General features: G+C 61.8%; 17 protein-coding genes. 6 read left to right on the forward strand and 11 right to left on the reverse strand.

The window, feature by feature from the left end; all coding sequences use genetic code 11:
* Window positions 1–12 precede the first annotated feature (12 nt).
* The 6 genes from AB4N91_RS09410 to gcvA all read right to left on the reverse strand — a co-directional run bounded on the left by AB4N91_RS09410 (window position 13) and on the right by gcvA (window position 5,257).
* Window positions 13–819: an enoyl-CoA hydratase/isomerase family protein gene (locus tag AB4N91_RS09410; RefSeq protein ID WP_145308373.1), complete on the reverse strand. Its 807-nt coding sequence runs from the start codon at window positions 817–819 to the stop codon at window positions 13–15.
* 10 nt (window positions 820–829) lie between these two features.
* Window positions 830–1,594: an SDR family NAD(P)-dependent oxidoreductase gene (locus tag AB4N91_RS09415; RefSeq protein WP_010455243.1), complete on the reverse strand. Its 765-nt coding sequence runs from the start codon at window positions 1,592–1,594 to the stop codon at window positions 830–832.
* 4 nt (window positions 1,595–1,598) lie between these two features.
* On the reverse strand, window positions 1,599–2,744 hold the full coding sequence (locus tag AB4N91_RS09420) for a thiolase family protein (RefSeq protein ID WP_154501144.1): 1,146 nt from the start codon (window positions 2,742–2,744) through the stop codon (window positions 1,599–1,601).
* Window positions 2,741–3,100, reverse strand: coding sequence for a Zn-ribbon domain-containing OB-fold protein (locus AB4N91_RS09425; protein WP_010455240.1), 360 nt, complete (start codon window positions 3,098–3,100; stop codon window positions 2,741–2,743). Before AB4N91_RS09425 ends, AB4N91_RS09420 begins: the two co-directional genes overlap by 4 nt.
* A gap of 252 nt (window positions 3,101–3,352) precedes the next feature.
* Entirely contained in the window at window positions 3,353–4,258 is a 906-nt protein-coding gene (locus AB4N91_RS09430) for an NAD(P)-dependent oxidoreductase (RefSeq protein WP_102594373.1), read from the reverse strand.
* 93 nt (window positions 4,259–4,351) lie between these two features.
* Window positions 4,352–5,257 carry a transcriptional regulator GcvA gene (gene gcvA, locus AB4N91_RS09435; protein WP_154913339.1) on the reverse strand — a complete coding sequence of 302 codons (906 nt, stop codon included), beginning with the start codon at window positions 5,255–5,257 and terminating at the stop codon, window positions 4,352–4,354.
* 194 nt (window positions 5,258–5,451) lie between these two features.
* Here gcvA and AB4N91_RS09440 point away from each other — a divergent pair, with 194 nt between their 5' ends.
* Window positions 5,452–6,738: an OprD family porin gene (locus AB4N91_RS09440; protein WP_460112354.1), complete on the forward strand. Its 1,287-nt coding sequence runs from the start codon at window positions 5,452–5,454 to the stop codon at window positions 6,736–6,738.
* Between the two features lie 156 nt (window positions 6,739–6,894).
* Here AB4N91_RS09440 and AB4N91_RS09445 read toward each other — a convergent pair whose 3' ends face one another.
* Window positions 6,895–8,328 carry an aldehyde dehydrogenase family protein gene (locus AB4N91_RS09445; RefSeq protein WP_010455232.1) on the reverse strand — a complete coding sequence of 478 codons (1,434 nt, stop codon included), beginning with the start codon at window positions 8,326–8,328 and terminating at the stop codon, window positions 6,895–6,897.
* Between the two features lie 286 nt (window positions 8,329–8,614).
* On the opposite strand from AB4N91_RS09445, the gene AB4N91_RS09450 reads away from it, so the two are divergent.
* Window positions 8,615–9,958, forward strand: coding sequence for an MFS transporter (locus AB4N91_RS09450; protein ID WP_010455230.1), 1,344 nt, complete (start codon window positions 8,615–8,617; stop codon window positions 9,956–9,958).
* Between the two features lie 127 nt (window positions 9,959–10,085).
* Here AB4N91_RS09450 and AB4N91_RS09455 read toward each other — a convergent pair whose 3' ends face one another.
* A complete protein-coding gene (locus AB4N91_RS09455) occupies window positions 10,086–11,273 on the reverse strand; it encodes an MFS transporter (RefSeq protein WP_010455228.1) in 1,188 nt (395 codons plus the stop codon).
* A gap of 217 nt (window positions 11,274–11,490) precedes the next feature.
* On the reverse strand, window positions 11,491–12,396 hold the full coding sequence (locus AB4N91_RS09460; RefSeq protein WP_010455227.1) for a LysR substrate-binding domain-containing protein: 906 nt from the start codon (window positions 12,394–12,396) through the stop codon (window positions 11,491–11,493).
* Window positions 12,397–12,514: 118 nt separating this feature from the next.
* Here AB4N91_RS09460 and AB4N91_RS09465 point away from each other — a divergent pair, with 118 nt between their 5' ends.
* From AB4N91_RS09465 to AB4N91_RS09475, 3 genes are read left to right on the forward strand one after another with little or no spacing between them, the layout of a single operon-like run.
* Window positions 12,515–13,522 (forward strand): aldo/keto reductase, encoded by a 1,008-nt coding sequence (locus tag AB4N91_RS09465; protein ID WP_077749321.1) that lies wholly within the window; start codon window positions 12,515–12,517, stop codon window positions 13,520–13,522.
* A gap of 11 nt (window positions 13,523–13,533) precedes the next feature.
* On the forward strand, window positions 13,534–14,331 hold the full coding sequence (locus AB4N91_RS09470; RefSeq protein ID WP_010455223.1) for an SDR family NAD(P)-dependent oxidoreductase: 798 nt from the start codon (window positions 13,534–13,536) through the stop codon (window positions 14,329–14,331).
* Window positions 14,332–14,357: 26 nt separating this feature from the next.
* On the forward strand, window positions 14,358–14,768 hold the full coding sequence (locus AB4N91_RS09475; protein WP_154913343.1) for an SRPBCC family protein: 411 nt from the start codon (window positions 14,358–14,360) through the stop codon (window positions 14,766–14,768).
* A gap of 136 nt (window positions 14,769–14,904) precedes the next feature.
* Here AB4N91_RS09475 and AB4N91_RS09480 read toward each other — a convergent pair whose 3' ends face one another.
* Window positions 14,905–16,299 (reverse strand): sensor histidine kinase, encoded by a 1,395-nt coding sequence (locus AB4N91_RS09480; RefSeq protein ID WP_010455219.1) that lies wholly within the window; start codon window positions 16,297–16,299, stop codon window positions 14,905–14,907.
* Window positions 16,277–16,960, reverse strand: a complete 684-nt coding sequence (locus AB4N91_RS09485) for a response regulator transcription factor (protein ID WP_010455216.1) — start codon at window positions 16,958–16,960, stop codon at window positions 16,277–16,279. The genes AB4N91_RS09480 and AB4N91_RS09485 overlap by 23 nt, the downstream gene beginning before the upstream one ends.
* Window positions 16,961–17,237: 277 nt before the next feature.
* Between AB4N91_RS09485 and AB4N91_RS09490 the strand changes: the two genes are divergently transcribed.
* The gene (locus AB4N91_RS09490) at window positions 17,238–18,179 is read left to right on the forward strand and encodes a hypothetical protein (protein ID WP_010455215.1); all 942 of its coding nucleotides are present in this window, start codon (window positions 17,238–17,240) and stop codon (window positions 18,177–18,179) included.
* Window positions 18,180–18,386: the final 207 nt, after the last annotated feature.

Genomic DNA, 18,386 nt, shown 5'->3' on the forward strand with positions numbered 1-18,386 from the left:
TCCTCGGGCGCTTCAGCGGCCCGTGTAATGCGGTGCGCGTTTTTCGGCAAACGCCTGCCGGCCTTCGAGACGATCCTCGGTGTCGCGCAACACGCCCCAATACAATTCGGTCAAACGCTGGGCGTCGCTGTCGCTCAAGTGCGCGGTACTGCGGGCCAGGGTTTGCAAGGCCTGGATCGCCAGCGGTGCCTGGCGGGCAATCTGCTCGGCCAGGATCATCGCCCGTTGCAACAGGGCCTCGCGGCTGTCCAGACGCTCGGAGATCAAGCCGATAGCGCAGGCCTGCCACGCATCGATGCGCGACCCGGTTAACGCCATCTGCATCGCATGGGCGGGCGGCACCGCGCGCATCAAACGATGCAGGCCGCTGACCGCCGGAATCGATCCGACGGCGGCTTCCGGCAGACCGAACGTCGCACTGGCACTGGCAATGCGCAGGTCGCATTGCAACGCCAGCTCCAGGCCGCCACCCAGGCAATGGCCATTGATGGCGGCAATCAGCGGCTTGTGCAGGTCGAGGTCGGCAAGGTCCATCTGGCGGATGTAAAGCCCGGCGTCTGCGGCGGGTTCGTTGGCCAGGAACAGCGCCTCGGCATAGGAGGCCGAGGAGGCCCGCGTACTTTTCAGGTCGGCGCCGACGCAAAACGCCCGTTCACCGCTGCCGGTGATCACGGCCACACGCAGTTCCCGGCGGTCGCGTACTTCACGTAGATGGCCGCGCAAGGCCTGGAGGGAATCCAGGTCCAGCGCATTCAGGGCTTGCGGGCGGTCGATCGTGATCAGGGCCACAGGGCCGTGGACTTCCAAAGTGACTGACATGGCGTTCACCTCACACGCTGGCCGAGGACAGACTGCGTCCGCCGCACACATACAGGGTTTGCCCGGTGACGTAGCTGCTGGCCGGGGCGAGGAAAAACTCCACGGCATTGGCAATGTCGTCCGGGGTGCCGATGCGTTTTACCGGCACCGTGTCCTTGAGTTTTGCCTGCACCTCAGGCGTGAAACTCTGGAACAGCGGCGTATCGACGATGCCCGGGGCGATGGCGTTGACGGTGATGCCTTTGGCCGCGAACTCAATGGCCAGGCTGCGGGTCAGGCTGACCACGCCGCCCTTGGCCGCCGAGTAATTGGCCTGACCGAAACCGCCCAGCCAGGCCCGGGACGACATGTTGACGATGCGTCCGAAGCCTTTCTCCAGCATCAGTGGCAGGGCCGCTTTGCAGCAGAGAAATTGCGCCCGCAGATTGGTGTCCACCACCAGGTCCCAGTCCTGTTCGGTCATGTTCAGGAAGCGTTTGTCGCGGACCACGCCGGCGTTGTTCACCAGAAAATCCAGGCGACCGTGGGCTTCGTGGATCTGCGTGAAGGCGGCGTTGACCGACTCGCCTTCGGTCAGGTCCAGCGCAATTCCGGCGACCTTCAAGTCTTCGGCGTGCAACGCGCTGACACTGTTGTTCAGTGCCTGTTCGTCGCGATCCAGCAGGTAGACAAACACCCCTTGATGCGCCAGTCGTTGGGCAATGGTCAGGCCGATCCCGCGAGCAGCGCCGGTGACGACGGCGACCTGGCCGGCCGCAAAGTGTTGGTTGTTCATGGCTTCAGACTCCCAGGATGTGCACGGCTGACGCCGCGTGGTCGACCCCGGCGATACCGCCACCGGTGCATTGCGCCAGGCCCAGGCGCGGAGTGCCGGCTTGGCGGCTGCCGGCGCGGCCTTGCAACTGCCAGAGCAACTCGACCATTTGCGCGACACCGGTGGCGCCCAGTGGATGACCCTTGGCCAACAGGCCGCCACTTGGATTGACCGGCACCCGACCACCGAGGGCGGTGGCGCCCGAGTGCAACAGCGAGACCGCTTCGCCCGGTGCGGCCAGCCCGAGGGCTTCGTAATACAGCAGCTCGGCGATGGTGAAGGCGTCGTGCAACTCGACCACACCGATATCGGCCGGGGCGACACCGGCCTGTTCATAGGCCAGGCGTGCGGCGCGTGCGGTGATTTCGGCATCGAGAATGTCTTCGTCACCGCTCTCGCGAAGGCCCGAGACAATGATCGAACCCAGCACCTTGACGTCTTTGGCGTGGGGTCCCGGTTTGTTGCCGAGCACCAGTGCAGCGGCACCGTCCACTTGCGACGGGCAGCACTGCAACAGGGTCAGCGGGTCGGCGATCATGCGCGAGGCGAGCACCTCTTCGAGGCTGACTTCGTTGCGTTGCTGGGCGTATTCGTTGAGCGAACCGTGATGACGATTCTTCACCGCTACAGCGGCCAGATCGGCGGGCTTGGCGTCACGCTCGTGGATGAAACGGGTGGCGCGCATCGCGTAGACCGCCGGCAACACCATGCCTGCCGTGGCGTAGAGGTCGGTCATGCGGTCGTTGCGCTGCATTGGGATCATGCCGCCACCCAATGCGGTCAACTGCTCGATGCCAAACACCAGCACGCGTTCATATTGACCGGCGAGCAAGGCGTGGCGCGCCAGGTGCACCGCCGTCGCGCCGCTGGCACAGGCGTTTTCGATGTTGTAGACCGGAATCCCTTTCAGGCCCAGATCGCGCACGATCACCTGCCCGAGAATCATCCCGCCCAGCACATTGGCGCAGTACACGGCCTGAATGTCGGCCAGCTGCAAGCCGGCATCGGCCACAGCGTCAAGAATTGCGCGCTGGGCCAGTTCCGGGGCCATGACACCGGGGTGACGGCCGAAGACGGTCATGGCGCCGCCCATTACATGCATCTGGCTCATGGACGGGCCTCCTGGGACTGGAAAACGTAGCCGTAGGTGTCGTCGGCAATCACTCGGCATTTTTCGCCAATGGCCGGCACGCCGGGGGTACCGATCAGGCGCCCGAACAAACGCACCGGGCCGGGCAGGTCGACGTAGGCGAGCACGAACGGGGCGAGGCCGCTTTTCGGGCTCGGGTGCATGATGGTGAAGCTGTAGACCTGGCCCTCGACGTCTAGCACGGTGTCGTCGAACTGGTTGCTCAGCGGCGAATCGTCCGGCACGGACGGAAAGAATATTTCGCCGTTGTGGTGATGGCGCGAGGCATGCAGGCCGGGTGGCGTGGACGGCGTCCAGATGGACGTGGAAAAACTCATGATGACCTCCTGTTGTTATGGGCTTGCGAACAAGCTCTGGAGGTCATGGTCGGGCAGGGCAGAAGGCCCGACAAACGATATAAAAACCCGGTTTGGTTGAGAAAAAATCAAGCCATCGGTCAGCCTGGAATACAACACTGTAGGAGTGAGCCTGCTCGCGAAAGCGGTGTGTCAGGCGATAACAATGTCGACTGACACACCGCTTTCGCGAGCAGGCTCACTCCTACAGGGGATCTGCGGTGGAAATTAAACTCAGCCTTGGAGTTCGACGCCCGCCATCTGCTCCAGCACCTGCACCACATGGGTCATATCCCGCGCCGGGTCACCTTCGCTCAAGGCCTGATCGAAGAACTGCTTGACCACCGAAGAGGTGAAGGCCGGCACTCCGGTGTTTTCCGCCTCGGCCAGAAACAGCCGCACGTCCTTGCGCATCAAATCCAGGCGGAAGCCGAAGTCGAATTCCCGGCGCATCACGGTGCCCGCCAGGATCTGTTCGCTGGTAAAACTGCGCGCGGTGCTGGCGTTGAGCATCTCCACCATCTGCCGTGGGTCGAGCCCGGCCTTGACCCCGAATAACATGGCTTCGCTGGTGGCCACCAGAGTGGCGGCGACGATCATGTTGTTGACCAGCTTCAAGGTTTGGCCTAGCCCTGGCTCGGTGCCGATGTGTTCGACCTTCTTGCCGAAGGCGGCGAATACCGATGAGCAACGCTCATAAGCGGCACGATCACCTCCAACCATCACCGACAGCGTGCCGTTCTGCGCCCCCGCGACACCCCCGGCCAGCGGTGCATCGAGGGCGGCGATGTTGCGTTCAGACAACGCCGCTTGCAGGCGTCGGGCCAGGCTCGGACCGGTGGTGGAGTGGTCGACCAGAATGCTGACCTTTTGACCATGGATCACGCCGTCGGCACCGAGCACTACGTTTTCGACGATGTCCGGGGTTGGCACGCAGACCAGCACGATGTGCGCGTGGTCCGCCACTTCCCGAGGCGTTGCATGGCTGCGCGCACCCCGTTCAAGCAATGGCGCCAAGGCGTGGGGATTGGGATCAAACAGGTTCAGGTCAAAGCCTTTGTCGAGCAGATGGCGGGCCATTTTCTGGCCCATGGCGCCGAGGCCGATGAAACCGATGGAAGGCGTATCGGGGGTGGTCATGGCGGGTCTCTTTCTTGTGGATGGAGACCCATGCTAGACACGGTGACAAATGACCGACAAAGCAGTTTTACGCCGCAGTGCCTTGATCAAAGCTCAAGCCAGATCGCGGGTGATGCGTGCCTGTTCAAGGACCCATTCACGGAAAATTCGCAGGTCTTCGCTTTCCTCGCGGTGCTTGGGAATCAGCAGGTAGTAGGTGTAGACGCCCATGTCCACCACCTGTTCGAACGGCCGGATCAGGCTGCCGTCCTGCAGTTCCTTGTTCACCAGAAACAGCTGCGCCATGGCAATGCCCTGACCGCCGACCGCCGCCGCGTAAACCATCGACGAACTCTGATAAGTCATGCCGGCCTGGGCATCGACTTCGCGACTGACCCCGCAAGCTTCCAGCCAGTAACGCCAGTCTTCGAGGCGGGCGATCGAGTGCAGCATGGTGTAGTTGGCGATATCGGCCGGCGTCTGCAACCCCGGGCCATGCTGCAGCAGCGACGGGCTGCACACCGGGGCCAGCTGGTTATCGCTGAGCACGTGACAATTGCAGTTGGGCCACTCACCGGAGCCGAGGCGGATGGCGGCATCGATGTCTTCCTTGTAGAAGTCCACGGGCTCGAGGGAGGCGGTCAGCAGCACTTCGATCTTCGGGTTCTGCGCGTGGAAACTTGCCAGGCGCGGGATCAGCCACTGCATGGCGAAGGTGGTGTAGGCGCGGACTTTCAGCTGACGGCGCAGCGGTGGAGACATGAGTTTTTTGGTGGCTCCGCGCAGGTCTTCGACCACCCGGGCCACCGCGCGGAAGTACTGCTCGCCGGCAGCGGTCAGGGTGATCTGGCGGTGCCCGCGCACGAACAGGTCGAGCTTGAGAAATTCTTCGAGCGTGCGGATCTGCCGGCTGACTGCGCCCGGGGTGACGTTCAATTCATCGGCGGCCAGGGTGATGCTCAAATGCCGGGCGACGGATTCGAATGCGCGGATGGCATTCAGGGGAGGCAGACGTTCCATGGTGAGCAACTCTTGTTCTTATGGGAGGAGCGGCGCGCAGTGTACGTAAACCAAAGCCTAAACCCACTTGATTAAAACTCAAGGGAGGGGCGTGTTTTTCTCGATTGTCGGTCGGCAGCGCGGCTTTCAGGATCGACCGTCACGCGCCTGTCTGGCCCGTGGCCGAACCTGACAACAATAAGAGAAACACACCCATGAACAGCCCCTTTTCCAACGCCCGGAAGGGCTTCCCGCTGGTATGGCGCCTGTCGCTGTGCAGTGCCGCCAGCACGCTGATGAACCCGGCCTGTGCCGATTTCCTTCAGGACAGCAAAAGCAGCCTGGAGCTGCGCAACTATTACTTCAATCGTGATTTTCGTCAGTCCGGCGTCGCTCAAAGCAAGGCAGAGGAATGGGCGCAGGGCTTCATCCTGCGGCTGGAATCGGGCTACACCGACGGCATGCTCGGCGTCGGGTTCGACGCTATCGGACTGGTGGGCGTCAAGCTCGATTCATCGCCGGATCGCTCCGGCACCGGGCTGCTCAATACCGAGCGTGGACCGGGTGGACGAGCCGAGGATGACTACGGCGAACTGGGCCTGACCGGCAAACTGCGCCTGGCGCGCAGCACTCTGAAAGTCGGCACCTTGCTGCCTCGGATGCCGGTGGTCATGTACAACGATTCACGCCTGCTGCCGCAAACCTTTCGCGGCGCCTGGCTCAACAGCGCGGACCTCGACAACCTGTCCCTGGACCTTGGTCGACTCGACCAGACCAACTTGCGCAACTCTTCCGACAATGAAGACATGAGCGTTTTCAACGGCGGGTCGCGCAATATCCGCCTGGGAAGCCACGCCACCAGTGACCGCTTCGACTTTGCCGGGGCCACCTACCGCTGGGTGCCGGCGCTGAGCACGGCCTATCACTACGGTGAACTGGAGGGGATATATCAGCAGCACTACCTGACCCTGAACCACAAATGGACGATCAGCGAAGACCAGACCTTGAACTCGGATTTACGCTGGGCGCGTAGCCTTGACGAGGGCAACAGCAATGTCGACAACTCGGCGCTGGGCGCGATGTTGACCTACAGCGCCCGTGGCCATGCGGTGGGCCTGGGTTATCAGCGCATGAGCGGCGACACCGGTTTCGCCAACATCAACGGCACCGACGGCTATCTGGTCAACCTGGTGCAGATCAACGATTTCGGTAACCAGGACGAACGTTCATGGCAGGCGCGCTACGACTACAACTTTGCCGCCGTGGGAATTCCCGGCCTGACCTTCATGACCCGCTATCTGTCGGGCGACGACGTCACCGTGCGCAACCGGGCGGAGGGCGGCAAGGAATGGGAGCGTGATTCCGAGTTGGGGTATGTGATCCAGAGCGGGCCGTTGAAGGACCTGGGGCTGAAGTGGAAAAACGCCAGTGCGCGGAGCAATTTCTCCAGTGATATCGATGAGAACCGCTTGATTGTGACCTACTCGTTGGCGCTTTGGTAAACCCCTAGATCTATGAACTGATGCTCACTCGTGGTGAAAGAATTACCTGTGTCGAGTGCCTCGCCACAGGTACTTCTTTCACCTCTGGAGGGCGGTGTATTTGAGGACGAAAAAAGGGTGCAGCAATGGCTGCACCCTTGGGTGTTAGACGGGACGTCAGAGGCGGATGATCACTGATTTGAGCTGCGTGTAATGCGACAACGCATCAACCCCTTGCTCACGCCCGTAACCACTTTGCTTGAACCCGCCGCACGGTGTCTGGACGAACCCGCCGCTGTATTCGTTGACCACAATCCGCCCGGCCTCAAGGTTCGCGGCCACCCGGTGCACCCGGCCAATGTCACGGCTCCAGATACCGGCCCCCAGGCCGAACTCGCTGTCGTTGGCAATACGCAACGCGTCCGCTTCATCCTTGAACGGAATCACGCACACAATCGGCCCGAAGATTTCTTCACGGGCCAGGGTCATGTCATTGGTTACGCCGGTGTAGACGGTCGGCTCGATGTACCAGCCGTTTTCAAAGCCGGGATGGCTCGCCACCTTGCCGCCGATGGCCGGGGTCAGGCCTTCGCGTTCGGCAATTGCAAAGTAGCTCTGGATTTTCTCGAACTGGGCGCGGGTGGTGATGGGACCGGACGTCGCATCGTCCTGCGGGCCGACCCGCAGATTGCCGACCTCGGCCACCAGTTTGTCGACGAAGCGATCGTAGATCGATTCCTGCACCAGCAACCGGGTCCCGGCAGCGCACCACTGTCCGCTGTTCCAGGTGAACGCGAGGGTCGAGCCTTTGGCCGCGGCGTCCAGGTCGGCATCGTCGAACACGATGTTGGCAGACTTGCCGCCCAGTTCCAGGGTCAACGGCAGGATCCGCTCCGCCGCAATATGCCCCAACTCCTGACCGGCACGAATGCCGCCAGTGAAGGAGATTTTGCGGATGTGCGGGTTATGCGCCATGGCCGGGCCGATGACGCTGCCTTTGCCGACGATCACGTTGAACACCCCCGGCGGAATTCCGGCCTCCACAGCCATGCGCGCGAGTTCCACCAGCGATGCCGAGGTGTGTTCCGACGGTTTCGCCACCACCGTGTTGCCCGTGGCCAGCGCCGGAGCAATCGCCCGGGCCGCCTGATGCAGCGGAGCGTTCCACGGCAGGATCACACCGATCACGCCGAACGGATCGCGGCGGGTGTAGACGTGGTAATTCGGGCCTTGGTTGATCACTTCACCGTCCATGACATTGACGATGCCGCCGTAGAACTCGAAGTACTGCGCCGTGAGGTCCATCAGGGTCGCCATCTCGCGCCCGGGTTTGCCGGTTTCGGCCCGTTCCAGCGCACCGAGGGTGCTTTCGCTGGCGCGGATCAAACGCCCGAAATCGTTGAGGATGCGCCCGCGGTCCGCCGGGCGCATGTCACGCCAGGCTTGCAGCGCGGCGGCGGCGGAATCGATCGCGATGGCCACATCAGCCGGGCCGCTGCTGGCCACTTCGTTGAGTTTTTCGCCGGTGCGTGGATCGATTTTGTCTTCGTACTGGCCGTCCAGCGGCGGCACGGAGCGTCCATCGATGAAGCTGTTGGTTTGCTCAAACATTGCGGGTTCTCCTCGCGAAACTTTTATTGTCGATGCGGTACATGGGGGAGGTCGTGGGCAGCCCCATGATTGCCTGCATTTACCCTCGCTCGCGCGGGCGCCTTCAACCGAGTTTTACAGGGGTATGCGTTGAGAAAACCTCAACACAGTGGGTTGATTTTTAGTCAATCGAACCGCCCTGAAAACTCGCTACACGAGAAGCTGACGGTGCTGGATATTTCTCCCGTAGCAACACTGAGGCCGCGTCTAAAGGTCAACAATAATAGCGCCCACGGGAGCCATAACCATGAGCAACTACCCTACGGTGGACAGCGAACTGCCGTCCGCATCCAACGCCACTGCCACGACTCAGAGCCAAGGTCGACAACTCAACAGTGCAGAGAAAAAAGCGATTGTCGCCGCGACCCTGGGCACCATCGTCGAGTACACAGACTGGGTCATCTATGCGACCTTTTCCTCCATTCTCGCCAAGCAGTTTTTCCCCGCCGGTGACGGGGCAACCGCTTTGCTGTCGGTGTTGGCCGTGTTCGCCGTCGGCTTCATCATGCGCCCGATCGGTGGCGCGGTGCTGGGCCAACTGGCTGACCGCTATGGTCGCAAGAAGGGCCTGACGCTATCCATCCTGCTGATGTCCGTCGCCTCTCTGGTGATCGGCATCTGCCCCAACTATGAAAGCATCGGCATTGCCGCGCCAATCATCCTGGTGCTGGCGCGGCTGGTTCAGGGCTTCTCGGCGGGCGGCGAATTCGGCTCCGCCTCGGCATTTCTGATCGAGTCGGCCCCTGCGCATCGCCGGGCCTTCGCCGGGTCGTGGCAGTGGTTTGCAATCAATGCCGGCACGCTGGTGTCCTTCCTGCTCGGCTTTGCCCTGGCGTCGATGGGCAGCGACACTGCGCTCTACGATTGGGGCTGGCGCGTCGCGTTCGTGATTGCCGCGCTGATGGGCTTGATCACCCTATGGATTCGCCTGTCGGTACGCGAAACCGAGATCTTCAAATCGCGCATCGCCAGCCACGGCAAAAAACGCCCGATTCGCGAACTGCTGTTCAGCCATCGCCGCGATGCCATGCGCGTGATCGGCATCGCCATGGCCGGCAACCTGCTCAACTACGTGTGGATGGTCAGCTATCCGAACCAGGTGCATTTGATCACCGGCATGTCGATCCGCGACACCTTGCTGGCCGGGGTGATTTCCGTTGGTGTGTCGCTGGTATTGCTGCCATTCGCCGGCAAGCTGGCGGATCGCGTCGGGCGGCGTCCGGTGCTGATCGCCTTCGCCATCGCCTCGATCCTGTGGGCCTGGCCGAGCTTTGGCTTACTGCACGTCGGCATCAGCCTGATGGAAGTGACGCTGATCCAGACCGTCTCGATGGTCATCATGACCGGCTTCGGCGCCGCCTCGGCGGTGACCATGGCCGAGCAATTCCCGGCCGAGGTTCGCGTGACGGGCATCGCCTTGCCGTATGCGTTGTCGGTGACCTTGTTCGGCGGTACCGCCCCGTACCTGATGGCCGCCATGGCGGGTTGGGGCTATGGCGGGTTGTTCTGGATTTACCTGGCGGTGATCAGTGCAATCAGCGCGGTGGTTTACCTGCGGATGCCGGAGACGCGGGGGCAGCCGTTGCGTTGATCGGACATCAATGAAAAAGGGGCGGATGATCCGCCCCTTTTCCATGCCAGAAACACAAACCCTGTGGGAGCGAGCAAGCCCGCTCCCACAGAAGTGCCGTTACCTGCACGAAATGAGAAACGGCCCTTCACGGGCCGTTTTTTTCAGCGCGTCGGGAATGAAAGATCGAGACCAATCCGCACACCGCAAACAACGCACCTACCGCCGCCAGCCCTGGCCAGCCGTGATACTCGGCAGCGCTGGCCCCGAGGGCCGACCCCAACGCGCCGCCGGTGAAGTAGGTGACCATGAATACCGTGTTCAAGCGGCTGATCGCCTCGGGAGCCAAGGCCAGAATGCGCGCCTGATTGGCCAGTTGGTTGGCCCGGTTGCCGATGTCGAGCGCGGTGGCACAGGCCAGGATCAACCACCAGAAACCGCCTGCACCACCCAGATACAACGCAATGAAGGCCAGCAGCACCGCGCCGGTCCCCAGGTAGCTGAGTTTGATGCCGTAGTGTTGCGTGAGTCGGCCAAGCCAAGAGGCGGCGACGATCCCGACAATCGCCGAAAGCCCGAACAGCCCGGCCTGGCCGCTGGAGTAGTGATAAGGCTCAAGCGACAGCAACGAGGCCATCGACCCCCAGAACACGTTCAGCGCACCGAAAATCAGGCCACCGCTGACTGAGGAGCGACGCAGGGTCGGGTGGGCGCGCACCAGTTTCCACATTGACTTCATCAGGTCCAGATAGGGCAGGGTGCTGGACGGTGCGGTCACCGGCATGCGGATCATGATCGCCATGAACAGCATCACGTTCATCACGGCGGCAGCGAAGAACATGCCGCGCCAGCCGATCCAGGTGCTGACGGCGCCGCTCAAGGCCCGCGCCAACAGACCGCCGGCCGACAAACCACTGACCATCATGCCCAGCACGCTACCGCGTTGCTCCGGGGGCGCGAGGGCAGTGGCGGCGGGAATGATGATCTGCGCACTGACAGCTGACAGCCCCAGCACCACACTGGCCAGCAGCAAAAAGGAGTAGGTCGGCGCGACGGCGGAGGCGATCAGGCTGAGGAAGTTCAGGCTCAACATGCCGAGGATCAGCGAGCGCCGGGTTACGCGGTCGCCCAACGGCACAAATAGCAACAAGCCGAGGGCGTAACCGAGTTGGGTGAGCATGGCGATCTGGCCGACGTGGGCGCCCGAAATGCTGAACGTGGCGCCAATCAACGGCAGCATGGTCTGGTTGTAATAGATGGTCGCAACCGAAAAGCCGCAACACAGTGCCAGAGTGATCGCCAGGCTGGCGGGTAATGCGGTTTTACTCTCAGGCATCAGGTGTTCCCCCGTGAATGACAAGCCAGTGGCTGTTGTAGTCGGCGGAAGGGAAACGGGTCAAAGCACAAAACCGCAGGGCCGCTTGAGCAAATCTCATGTGTAATAAATCAGGGACAAGCCGTACCTGTAGGAGCCAGGCTTGCCGGCGAAGGCGCACTAGAGGACGCCTTCGCCGGCAAGCCTGGCGCCAACAAAAAATCATGCAGACGCACCATCAGGGGGTGTGAACCGCCTCCGATTCGGTCAGCACCTTCCTGAACGTCTCCACCAGCGGCCGCAAATTGATCCGGTGCCACGCCGCCCACAAGGGCGTGGTAAACGAAATCCACGGCACTTCCCGCAGCACCACACCCGGCGGCGCATTGCGGCTCAAGCCTTTCTGAATCATCGCAATGCCCAGCCCCGACGCAACCAGCCCCAGCGCAGTGAAGGGCTCGGTGGCTTCCATGCGGATGTCCGGGGTGAAACCGGCGCGGATGCAGGCGCTGACGAAGTCTTCGCGGCTGGCGCAGTTCTGTCGGTGTTGCACGCCGATCCATTCCTGATTGGCCAGGTCGGCCGGGGTCAGTGTGGCCTGGTGGGCGAGGGGATGGTGTTCGGGCAGGGCCAGTAGCATCGGGTCGTCCAGCACCTGAAACCCCAGCAGGTCCGGGTCGTCGGCGACGGGCGGTTCACTGACCAGGGCGATATCCAGACTACGCTGGCGCAGGCCTTCGAGTTGTTCGGCGGAACTCAGGTTGTACAACGCAACGTGCACGTTCGGCCGGTCGACGCGCAGCACCCGCAGGGCATTGGGCAGCACGCCAGCGTGCATGGCGTTTTCGATGTAGCCGATGCACAGGCCGCCTTCTTCGCCGCGACCGAGGCGTTTGCCCAGGGATTCGAGGCGGCTGGCATGGGTCAGGAGGGCGCGGGTTTCGGCGAGGAAGGTCTGGCCGTCGCGGGTCAGGCGGATGCGCTGCTGGCTGCGCTCGAACAGGGTCAGGCCCAGGCGTTCTTCAAGCTGGGCGATCTGCCGGCTCAAGGGTGATTGGGAGATGTGCAAGCGTTCGGCGGCGCGACCGACGTGTTCTTCTTCGGCGACGGCGACGAAGTAGCGCAATTGGCGGATGTCGATCATGTAAGACCTATAGGGACTCAAGTGCTGCGCATTATGTCTTGGACGGTCCGATCATCGCAATCTAGGATCTGCCAAACGGTCACTCAGCTGACCTCTGACACTGACGAGGATTTGAACCATGAGCTTGAAAGACAAACTGCCCGGCGCGCTGGGTTTCGGCACGGCCCCGTTGGGCAACATGTTCCGCGCCATTCCTGAAGACGAGGCGCGGGCCACCGTTCACGCGGCCTGGGATGCCGGCGTTCGCTACTTCGACACCGCGCCGTTTTACGGTTCGGGCCTGTCGGAGATTCGCCTGGGTGCTGCACTGGCCCAATACAACCGCGACGACTACGTGCTGAGCAGCAAAGTCGGCCGGGTCATCCTCGATGAAGTCGAAGATGCATCGGCCCGTGACCTGGGCGAAAAGAGCGGGGTGTTCGAACACGGCCGCCCGAACAAAATCGTCAACGACTACAGCGCCGACGCCACGATGCGCTCCATCGAAGACAGCCTCAAGCGCCTGCAAACCGATCGCCTGGACATCGTCTGGGTGCATGACATCGCCCAGGATTTTTACGGCGACCAGTGGCTGGAATACTTCAACCAGGCCCGCACCGGCGCGTTCAAAGTGCTGACCCGTTTGCGTGAAGAAGGCGTGATCAAGGGTTGGGGCCTGGGCGTGAACAAGGTCGAACCTTGCGAGCTGACCCTTGATCTGACCGAAGCCCAACCGGACGGTTTTCTGCTGGCGGGTCGCTACACTCTTCTCGACCACGACCGGGCCTTGCAACGTCTGATGGACGCGGCCTTGGCGCAGAACGTCGAAATCGTGGTCGGCGGCCCCTACAGCTCGGGCATTCTGGCCGGTGGAACCCATTTCGAATACCAGAAAGCCAGCCCGGCGATCGTCGACAAAGTGGAGCAGATCAAACGCATCGCGGCGGCCCACGGTGTCGACATCAAGGCCGCTGCGCTGCAGTTCTCACTGGCTAACCCGGCCGTGGCTGCGGTGATTCCGGGCTCCAGCCGTCCGGACCGGATTGCCGAAGATGTTGCGGCACTGTCGGCCGTGATCCCCGCTGCATTCTGGCAGGCGATGCGTGACGCGAAACTGGTGAGCGAACGCGCGCCATTGCCCCTCTGAGGAGTTTGAGCATGAAAATCGATCTGACTGGAAAACTCGCCATTGTCAGCGGCAGCACCGCCGGCATTGGCCTGGGCATCAGCAAGGCGCTGGCCGAATCCGGCGCCACGGTGGTGGTGATCGGCCGCGAGACGGCCAAGGTCGAGCAGGCGCTGGCGAGCATTCGCCAGAGTGTGCCGGGCGCGCAATTGCGTGGCCTGACCGCTGACCTCGGCACCGCCGACGGTGCCGAAAAGCTGTTCGCCGCCGAACCGCGCACGGACATCCTGGTGAACAACCTCGGGATCTTCAACGAGGTGGATTTTTTCGACACGCCGGACAGCGAGTGGACGCGCTTTTATGAGGTTAACGTGATCTCCGGCGTGCGCCTGTCCCGGCATTACGTGCCGGACATGGTCAAGCAGGGCTGGGGCCGGGTGATTTTCCTGTCCTCGGAATCCGGGATCGCTATCCCGGCCGACATGCTCAATTATGGCGTGACCAAAAGCGCCAACCTCGCGGTGTCCCACGGCCTGGCCAAACGGCTGGCGGGCACTGGCGTGACGGTCAATGCGATCCTGCCCGGCCCGACATTGACCGATGGCCTGGAGCAGATGCTCAAGGAGGCCACCGCCGAATCGGGGCGTAGTGTCCGGGAAGAAGCCGATGCGTTTGTGCGCAAGGCCCGGCCGACCTCGATCATCCAGCGTGTGGCGAATGTCGAAGAAGTCGCGAACCTGGTGGCCTACATCGCCTCGCCGCTATCCTCGGCCACGACGGGCGCGGCATTGCGGGTCGACGGCGGTGTCGTCGACAGCATGGCCATCTGAATTTATTGATTGAGAGAGAGGATTACATGGCAAAGGCATCAGCATTTATCGACATTCCGGCTTCGGCCGATGAGGTGTGGCAATTGATTGGCGGTTTCGACACGCTGCCGGACTGGCTGCCGTTTATCCCGAAAAGCGAACTGAGTGAAGGCGGGCGAGTGCGCAGCCTGCAAACGGCGGATGGGGCGAAGGTGGTTGAGCGGTTGGAGACGTTTGATAACGCCGGGAAGACTTACAGCTACTCGATTTTGCATGCACCGTTTCCGGCGACCGAGTACCTGGCGACGATCAAGGTCGAGGCTCAGGGGCAGGGGGCTCGGGTGACGTGGTCGGGTCGCTTTACGCCCGACGGTGTCAGTGAAACAGAAGTTGAAGCGTTGTTTGCCGGGATCTATCAGGGCGGTCTTGAAGCCCTGCGGGCGAACTACCCAACCTGATAACACAATAAATCCCCTGTGGGAGTGAGCCTGCTCGCGATGACGTCTTCAGCTTCAACATAGAGATTGACTGATAGACCGCTATCGCGAGCAGGCTCACTCCTACAGGGGGATGTGTTCGTTCAGGGAGACCGGGTCAGGTCTGGGGAAGCAGATCGTGGCCGCAATCGAGCACCAACCGCGCACCGCCCAGTTCACTGGTGCCCACTTCAAGCGCAAACCCATGCAGGCTGACAATCGCCGCGACGATCGACAGCCCCAACCCGAACCCGCTTTTCTGATTCCCACTCTCGGCACGGTAAAAGCGCTGGAACACCGCTTCGCGTTCGCTTTCCGGGATACCCGGCCCTGAGTCGAGCACTTCGATTCGCGTGTGCCCAGCATCATTGACCCCGCGCAAAATCACCTCGCCACCGGGCGGGGTAAATTTGATCGAGTTGCTCAGCAGGTTCGCCACGGCTTCAAACAACAGCGCCCGATCGCCGTTCAACATTGGCAGTGACGCAGGTAATTGCAGCTTGAACAGCAGCTCGCCTTCCTCCGCCAGCGGCAGGTAAAAATCATGCAGCTCCTGCAACAACGGCACCGGATCCAGCTGTACAAAACCGGAACGCCGCTGGCGGTCCTCCAGTTCGGAAATCCGCAGCAATCCACGAAACCGCGCCATCAAGGTATCGGCTTCACCGAGCACCGAGTCCAGCTGCACGGCCAGCGTCGAGCCGTCATCCGCCTGCTGCTGGATTCGATACAGCTGCGCCCGCAAGCGTGTCAGCGGTGTGCGCAGGTCATGAGCGATGTTGTCGCACACGCCCTTGACCTCGTTCATCAAGCGTTCGATGCGTTCGAGCATGGCGTTGACGATGGCCGCGAGCATGTCCAGCTCATCGCGGCGATTGGACAGTGGCAAACGCCGGGTCAGGTCGCCGGCGACGATGGCCTCGGCGCTGGCCTGGATTGCACGAATCCGCCGCAGCGGACGCCGCCTCAACAGGTGCCAACCGGCGATGCCGGGCAAAATGGTCAGCGTCACGCCCCAGAGCAACGCGTGCAGAATGATCCGGGTCACGGCAAACAACGAACCGTTATCGCGAACCAGCACCAGCCAGCGACCGTCCTTGGTCTGGGTCGCGACCGCGTCGCAACTGTCGGTGGGCAGGCTGGGGTCGTCAGACTCGGCGCAGTCGCCGAGCATGTGGATCTTGCCATCCAGCGGCAAGCCTTCGGGCATGTGCCGCAGCGCACCGCTGAGGTAACGGTGCTGCGAATCGAACAGGCCATAGGCGTCGATGCCGCGAATGTCGAAGGTCATGCTGACGGCGAGGGCGTCGGCCAATTGTTCGCCTTGAAAGTGCGAAAACAGGTGCTGGCGCTGCATCAGCGAGTGTTTGGCCAGATTGTCCAGGTACGCGGACACCTCGTAGTACATGACCCCCATCAGAATCCCGCTCCAGATCACGAACAGTGAACTGTAGAGCGCGAGCAAGCGGCTGCTGGATGAGCGCCAGCCGTTAGAGGGGTTCAGCAATGACATAACCCGAGCCTCGCACGGTCCGAATCAGTGGGACTTTGCCAGGCGGGTCGATCTTCTTGCGCAGCCGGCCGATGTGCACATCGATGAGGTTGGTGCCGGGGTCGAAGTGATACCCCCAGACTTCTTCGAAAATCATCATCCGCGACAGAATCTGCCCGGTGTTGCGCATCAGGAATTCCAGCAACTTGTACTCGGTGGGCAACAGCGTCAGCAGTTGATCGTCGCGGCTGGCTTCGTGGCTGATCAGGTTCAGCTCAAGATCGGCCACCCGCAGCGTGGTTGCCTGGGCCGTGACCGTGTTCTGGCGACGCAACAGGACTTCAACCCGGGCGGCCATTTCATCGGTGGCAAACGGCTTGGTCAGGTAATCGTCCCCGCCGGCGCGCAAGCCGCGCACTCGTTCATCGACGTCGGAGAGGGCGCTGATCATCAGGATCGGCGTGGCCACGCCCATGGTCCGCAGCGTGGTGACAATGGCCAGGCCATCGAGCTCCGGCAACATGCGGTCGAGGGTGATCAGGTCGTAGTTGCCGCTGACCGCACGTTCCAGGCCTTCGCGGCCGTTGTTGACCCAATCGACGTCGAGGCCGTGGCTACTGAGTTCGGCGACGATTTCCCGGGCGGTCACGGCGTCGTCTTCGATGGTCAAGATGCGGGTCATGGGGCCTGCCTGATTAGAGGTGCTCAACATAGAGCGGCATTTTGCCAAGAAATGACCGCCGGCTTTCTAAATAAAACTTCATGCGAGCTCGCTTTTGATCAATGCATAAAACCCGCTGCTATCCAGCCATCCTTGCAAAATGCAACGGGATTGGAAGTTCAAAATTTATAAGTCATTGAAATTAAACGATTTATTTAAAGTTTGCGACTGGCACGGTGACTGCACTTCCTTCTTCGAAGAGTTGTAACACCATCTTTCTGCCTGGAGCGATAAAACAATGAATAGATCCTCTGATGGTTTCTATCCCGCCTACGAAGAATCAAGCACGCTATCGGGTGTGTCCTGGGGCGCGATCTTTGCCGGTGCCGCTGCAGCGGCGGCGTTGTCGCTGATTCTGGTGCTGCTGGGATTTGGTCTGGGATTCTCGGCTGTTTCACCCTGGGCCAATGAAGGCGTGAGTGCCAAGGGCCTGGGGATCTCGACGATCATCTGGCTGGCCGCTACGCAAATCGTCGCATCCGGACTCGGTGGTTACATCGCCGGTCGCTTGCGGGTGAAGTGGGCCAACATGCATGGCGATGAAGTCTATTTCCGTGACACAGCCCATGGCTTCCTGGCCTGGTGCGTGGCCACGCTGGTCACCGCGACACTGGTCGTCGGTTCGGTCAGCAGCATTGTCAGCGGTGGCGTGCAAGCCGGGGCGAGTGTGGTCGGTGGCGCTGCCAGTGTTGCGACTCAAGCGGCGGGCACCGCGGCGGGTAATACCGACAGTGACCAGTACGGCTATTTCGTTGACAGTCTGTTCCGCGATGATCGTCCGGCTGCCGTCAGCGATGACGCCGCCCGCAGCACCGTGACTCGCATCTTCGTTCGCTCCCTGAGCAATGACGGTCAGCTGTCCGCCGAAGACCGGACTTACCTGGCGCAATTGGTCGCCCAGCGCACCAACCTGACCCAGGCCGATGCCGAACGCCGTGTCGATGAAGTCTACGCCCGCACCCAGAAAGCCGTGGCCGACGCCAAGCTCGCTGCGCAACAAGCGGCTGACACTGCCGCCAAAGTCGCTGCCTGGACCTCGCTGTGGATGTTCATTGCACTGCTGATCGGTGCGTTTTTTGCCAGCCTTGCCGCGACCTTCGGCGGCCGTCGTCGGGATGCCGTGGTGTATCTGGAAACCGACACCTACGTGACCACCACTTCCGTGCCACCTGTTCGCTAAACCAGGAGAATTACCATGCGCTCATTACTACTGTTTTTTCTTGGCGTGCCCATCCCGATCATCATCCTGATCGCCCTGTTCATGCATTGATCGACTGAGGCTAATGCCTCTGCCGCTTCCGCCTCGGGTGGAAGCGGCGTTTTGCTTTCTGGCGGCCAATAAAGCGAAGATGCCCCCTGTGGGAGCGAGCCTGCTCGCGATAGCGGA

The organism is Pseudomonas sp. H3_D04, from assembly GCF_054669175.1.

Excerpts from the sequence above, each read along its gene's own strand:
- AB4N91_RS09410 (WP_145308373.1), bottom strand. The coding sequence starts at position 819 with ATGTCAGTCACTTTGGAAGTCCACGGCCCTGTGGCCCTGATCACGATC.
- AB4N91_RS09415 (WP_010455243.1), bottom strand. The coding sequence starts at position 1,594 with ATGAACAACCAACACTTTGCGGCCGGCCAGGTCGCCGTCGTCACCGGC.
- AB4N91_RS09420 (WP_154501144.1), bottom strand. The coding sequence starts at position 2,744 with ATGAGCCAGATGCATGTAATGGGCGGCGCCATGACCGTCTTCGGCCGT.
- AB4N91_RS09425 (WP_010455240.1), bottom strand. The coding sequence starts at position 3,100 with ATGAGTTTTTCCACGTCCATCTGGACGCCGTCCACGCCACCCGGCCTG.
- AB4N91_RS09430 (WP_102594373.1), bottom strand. The coding sequence starts at position 4,258 with ATGACCACCCCCGATACGCCTTCCATCGGTTTCATCGGCCTCGGCGCC.
- gcvA (WP_154913339.1), bottom strand. The coding sequence starts at position 5,257 with ATGGAACGTCTGCCTCCCCTGAATGCCATCCGCGCATTCGAATCCGTC.
- AB4N91_RS09440 (WP_460112354.1), top strand. The coding sequence starts at position 5,452 with ATGAACAGCCCCTTTTCCAACGCCCGGAAGGGCTTCCCGCTGGTATGG.
- AB4N91_RS09445 (WP_010455232.1), bottom strand. The coding sequence starts at position 8,328 with ATGTTTGAGCAAACCAACAGCTTCATCGATGGACGCTCCGTGCCGCCG.
- AB4N91_RS09450 (WP_010455230.1), top strand. The coding sequence starts at position 8,615 with ATGAGCAACTACCCTACGGTGGACAGCGAACTGCCGTCCGCATCCAAC.
- AB4N91_RS09455 (WP_010455228.1), bottom strand. The coding sequence starts at position 11,273 with ATGCCTGAGAGTAAAACCGCATTACCCGCCAGCCTGGCGATCACTCTG.
- AB4N91_RS09460 (WP_010455227.1), bottom strand. The coding sequence starts at position 12,396 with ATGATCGACATCCGCCAATTGCGCTACTTCGTCGCCGTCGCCGAAGAA.
- AB4N91_RS09465 (WP_077749321.1), top strand. The coding sequence starts at position 12,515 with ATGAGCTTGAAAGACAAACTGCCCGGCGCGCTGGGTTTCGGCACGGCC.
- AB4N91_RS09470 (WP_010455223.1), top strand. The coding sequence starts at position 13,534 with ATGAAAATCGATCTGACTGGAAAACTCGCCATTGTCAGCGGCAGCACC.
- AB4N91_RS09475 (WP_154913343.1), top strand. The coding sequence starts at position 14,358 with ATGGCAAAGGCATCAGCATTTATCGACATTCCGGCTTCGGCCGATGAG.
- AB4N91_RS09480 (WP_010455219.1), bottom strand. The coding sequence starts at position 16,299 with ATGTCATTGCTGAACCCCTCTAACGGCTGGCGCTCATCCAGCAGCCGC.
- AB4N91_RS09485 (WP_010455216.1), bottom strand. The coding sequence starts at position 16,960 with ATGACCCGCATCTTGACCATCGAAGACGACGCCGTGACCGCCCGGGAA.
- AB4N91_RS09490 (WP_010455215.1), top strand. The coding sequence starts at position 17,238 with ATGAATAGATCCTCTGATGGTTTCTATCCCGCCTACGAAGAATCAAGC.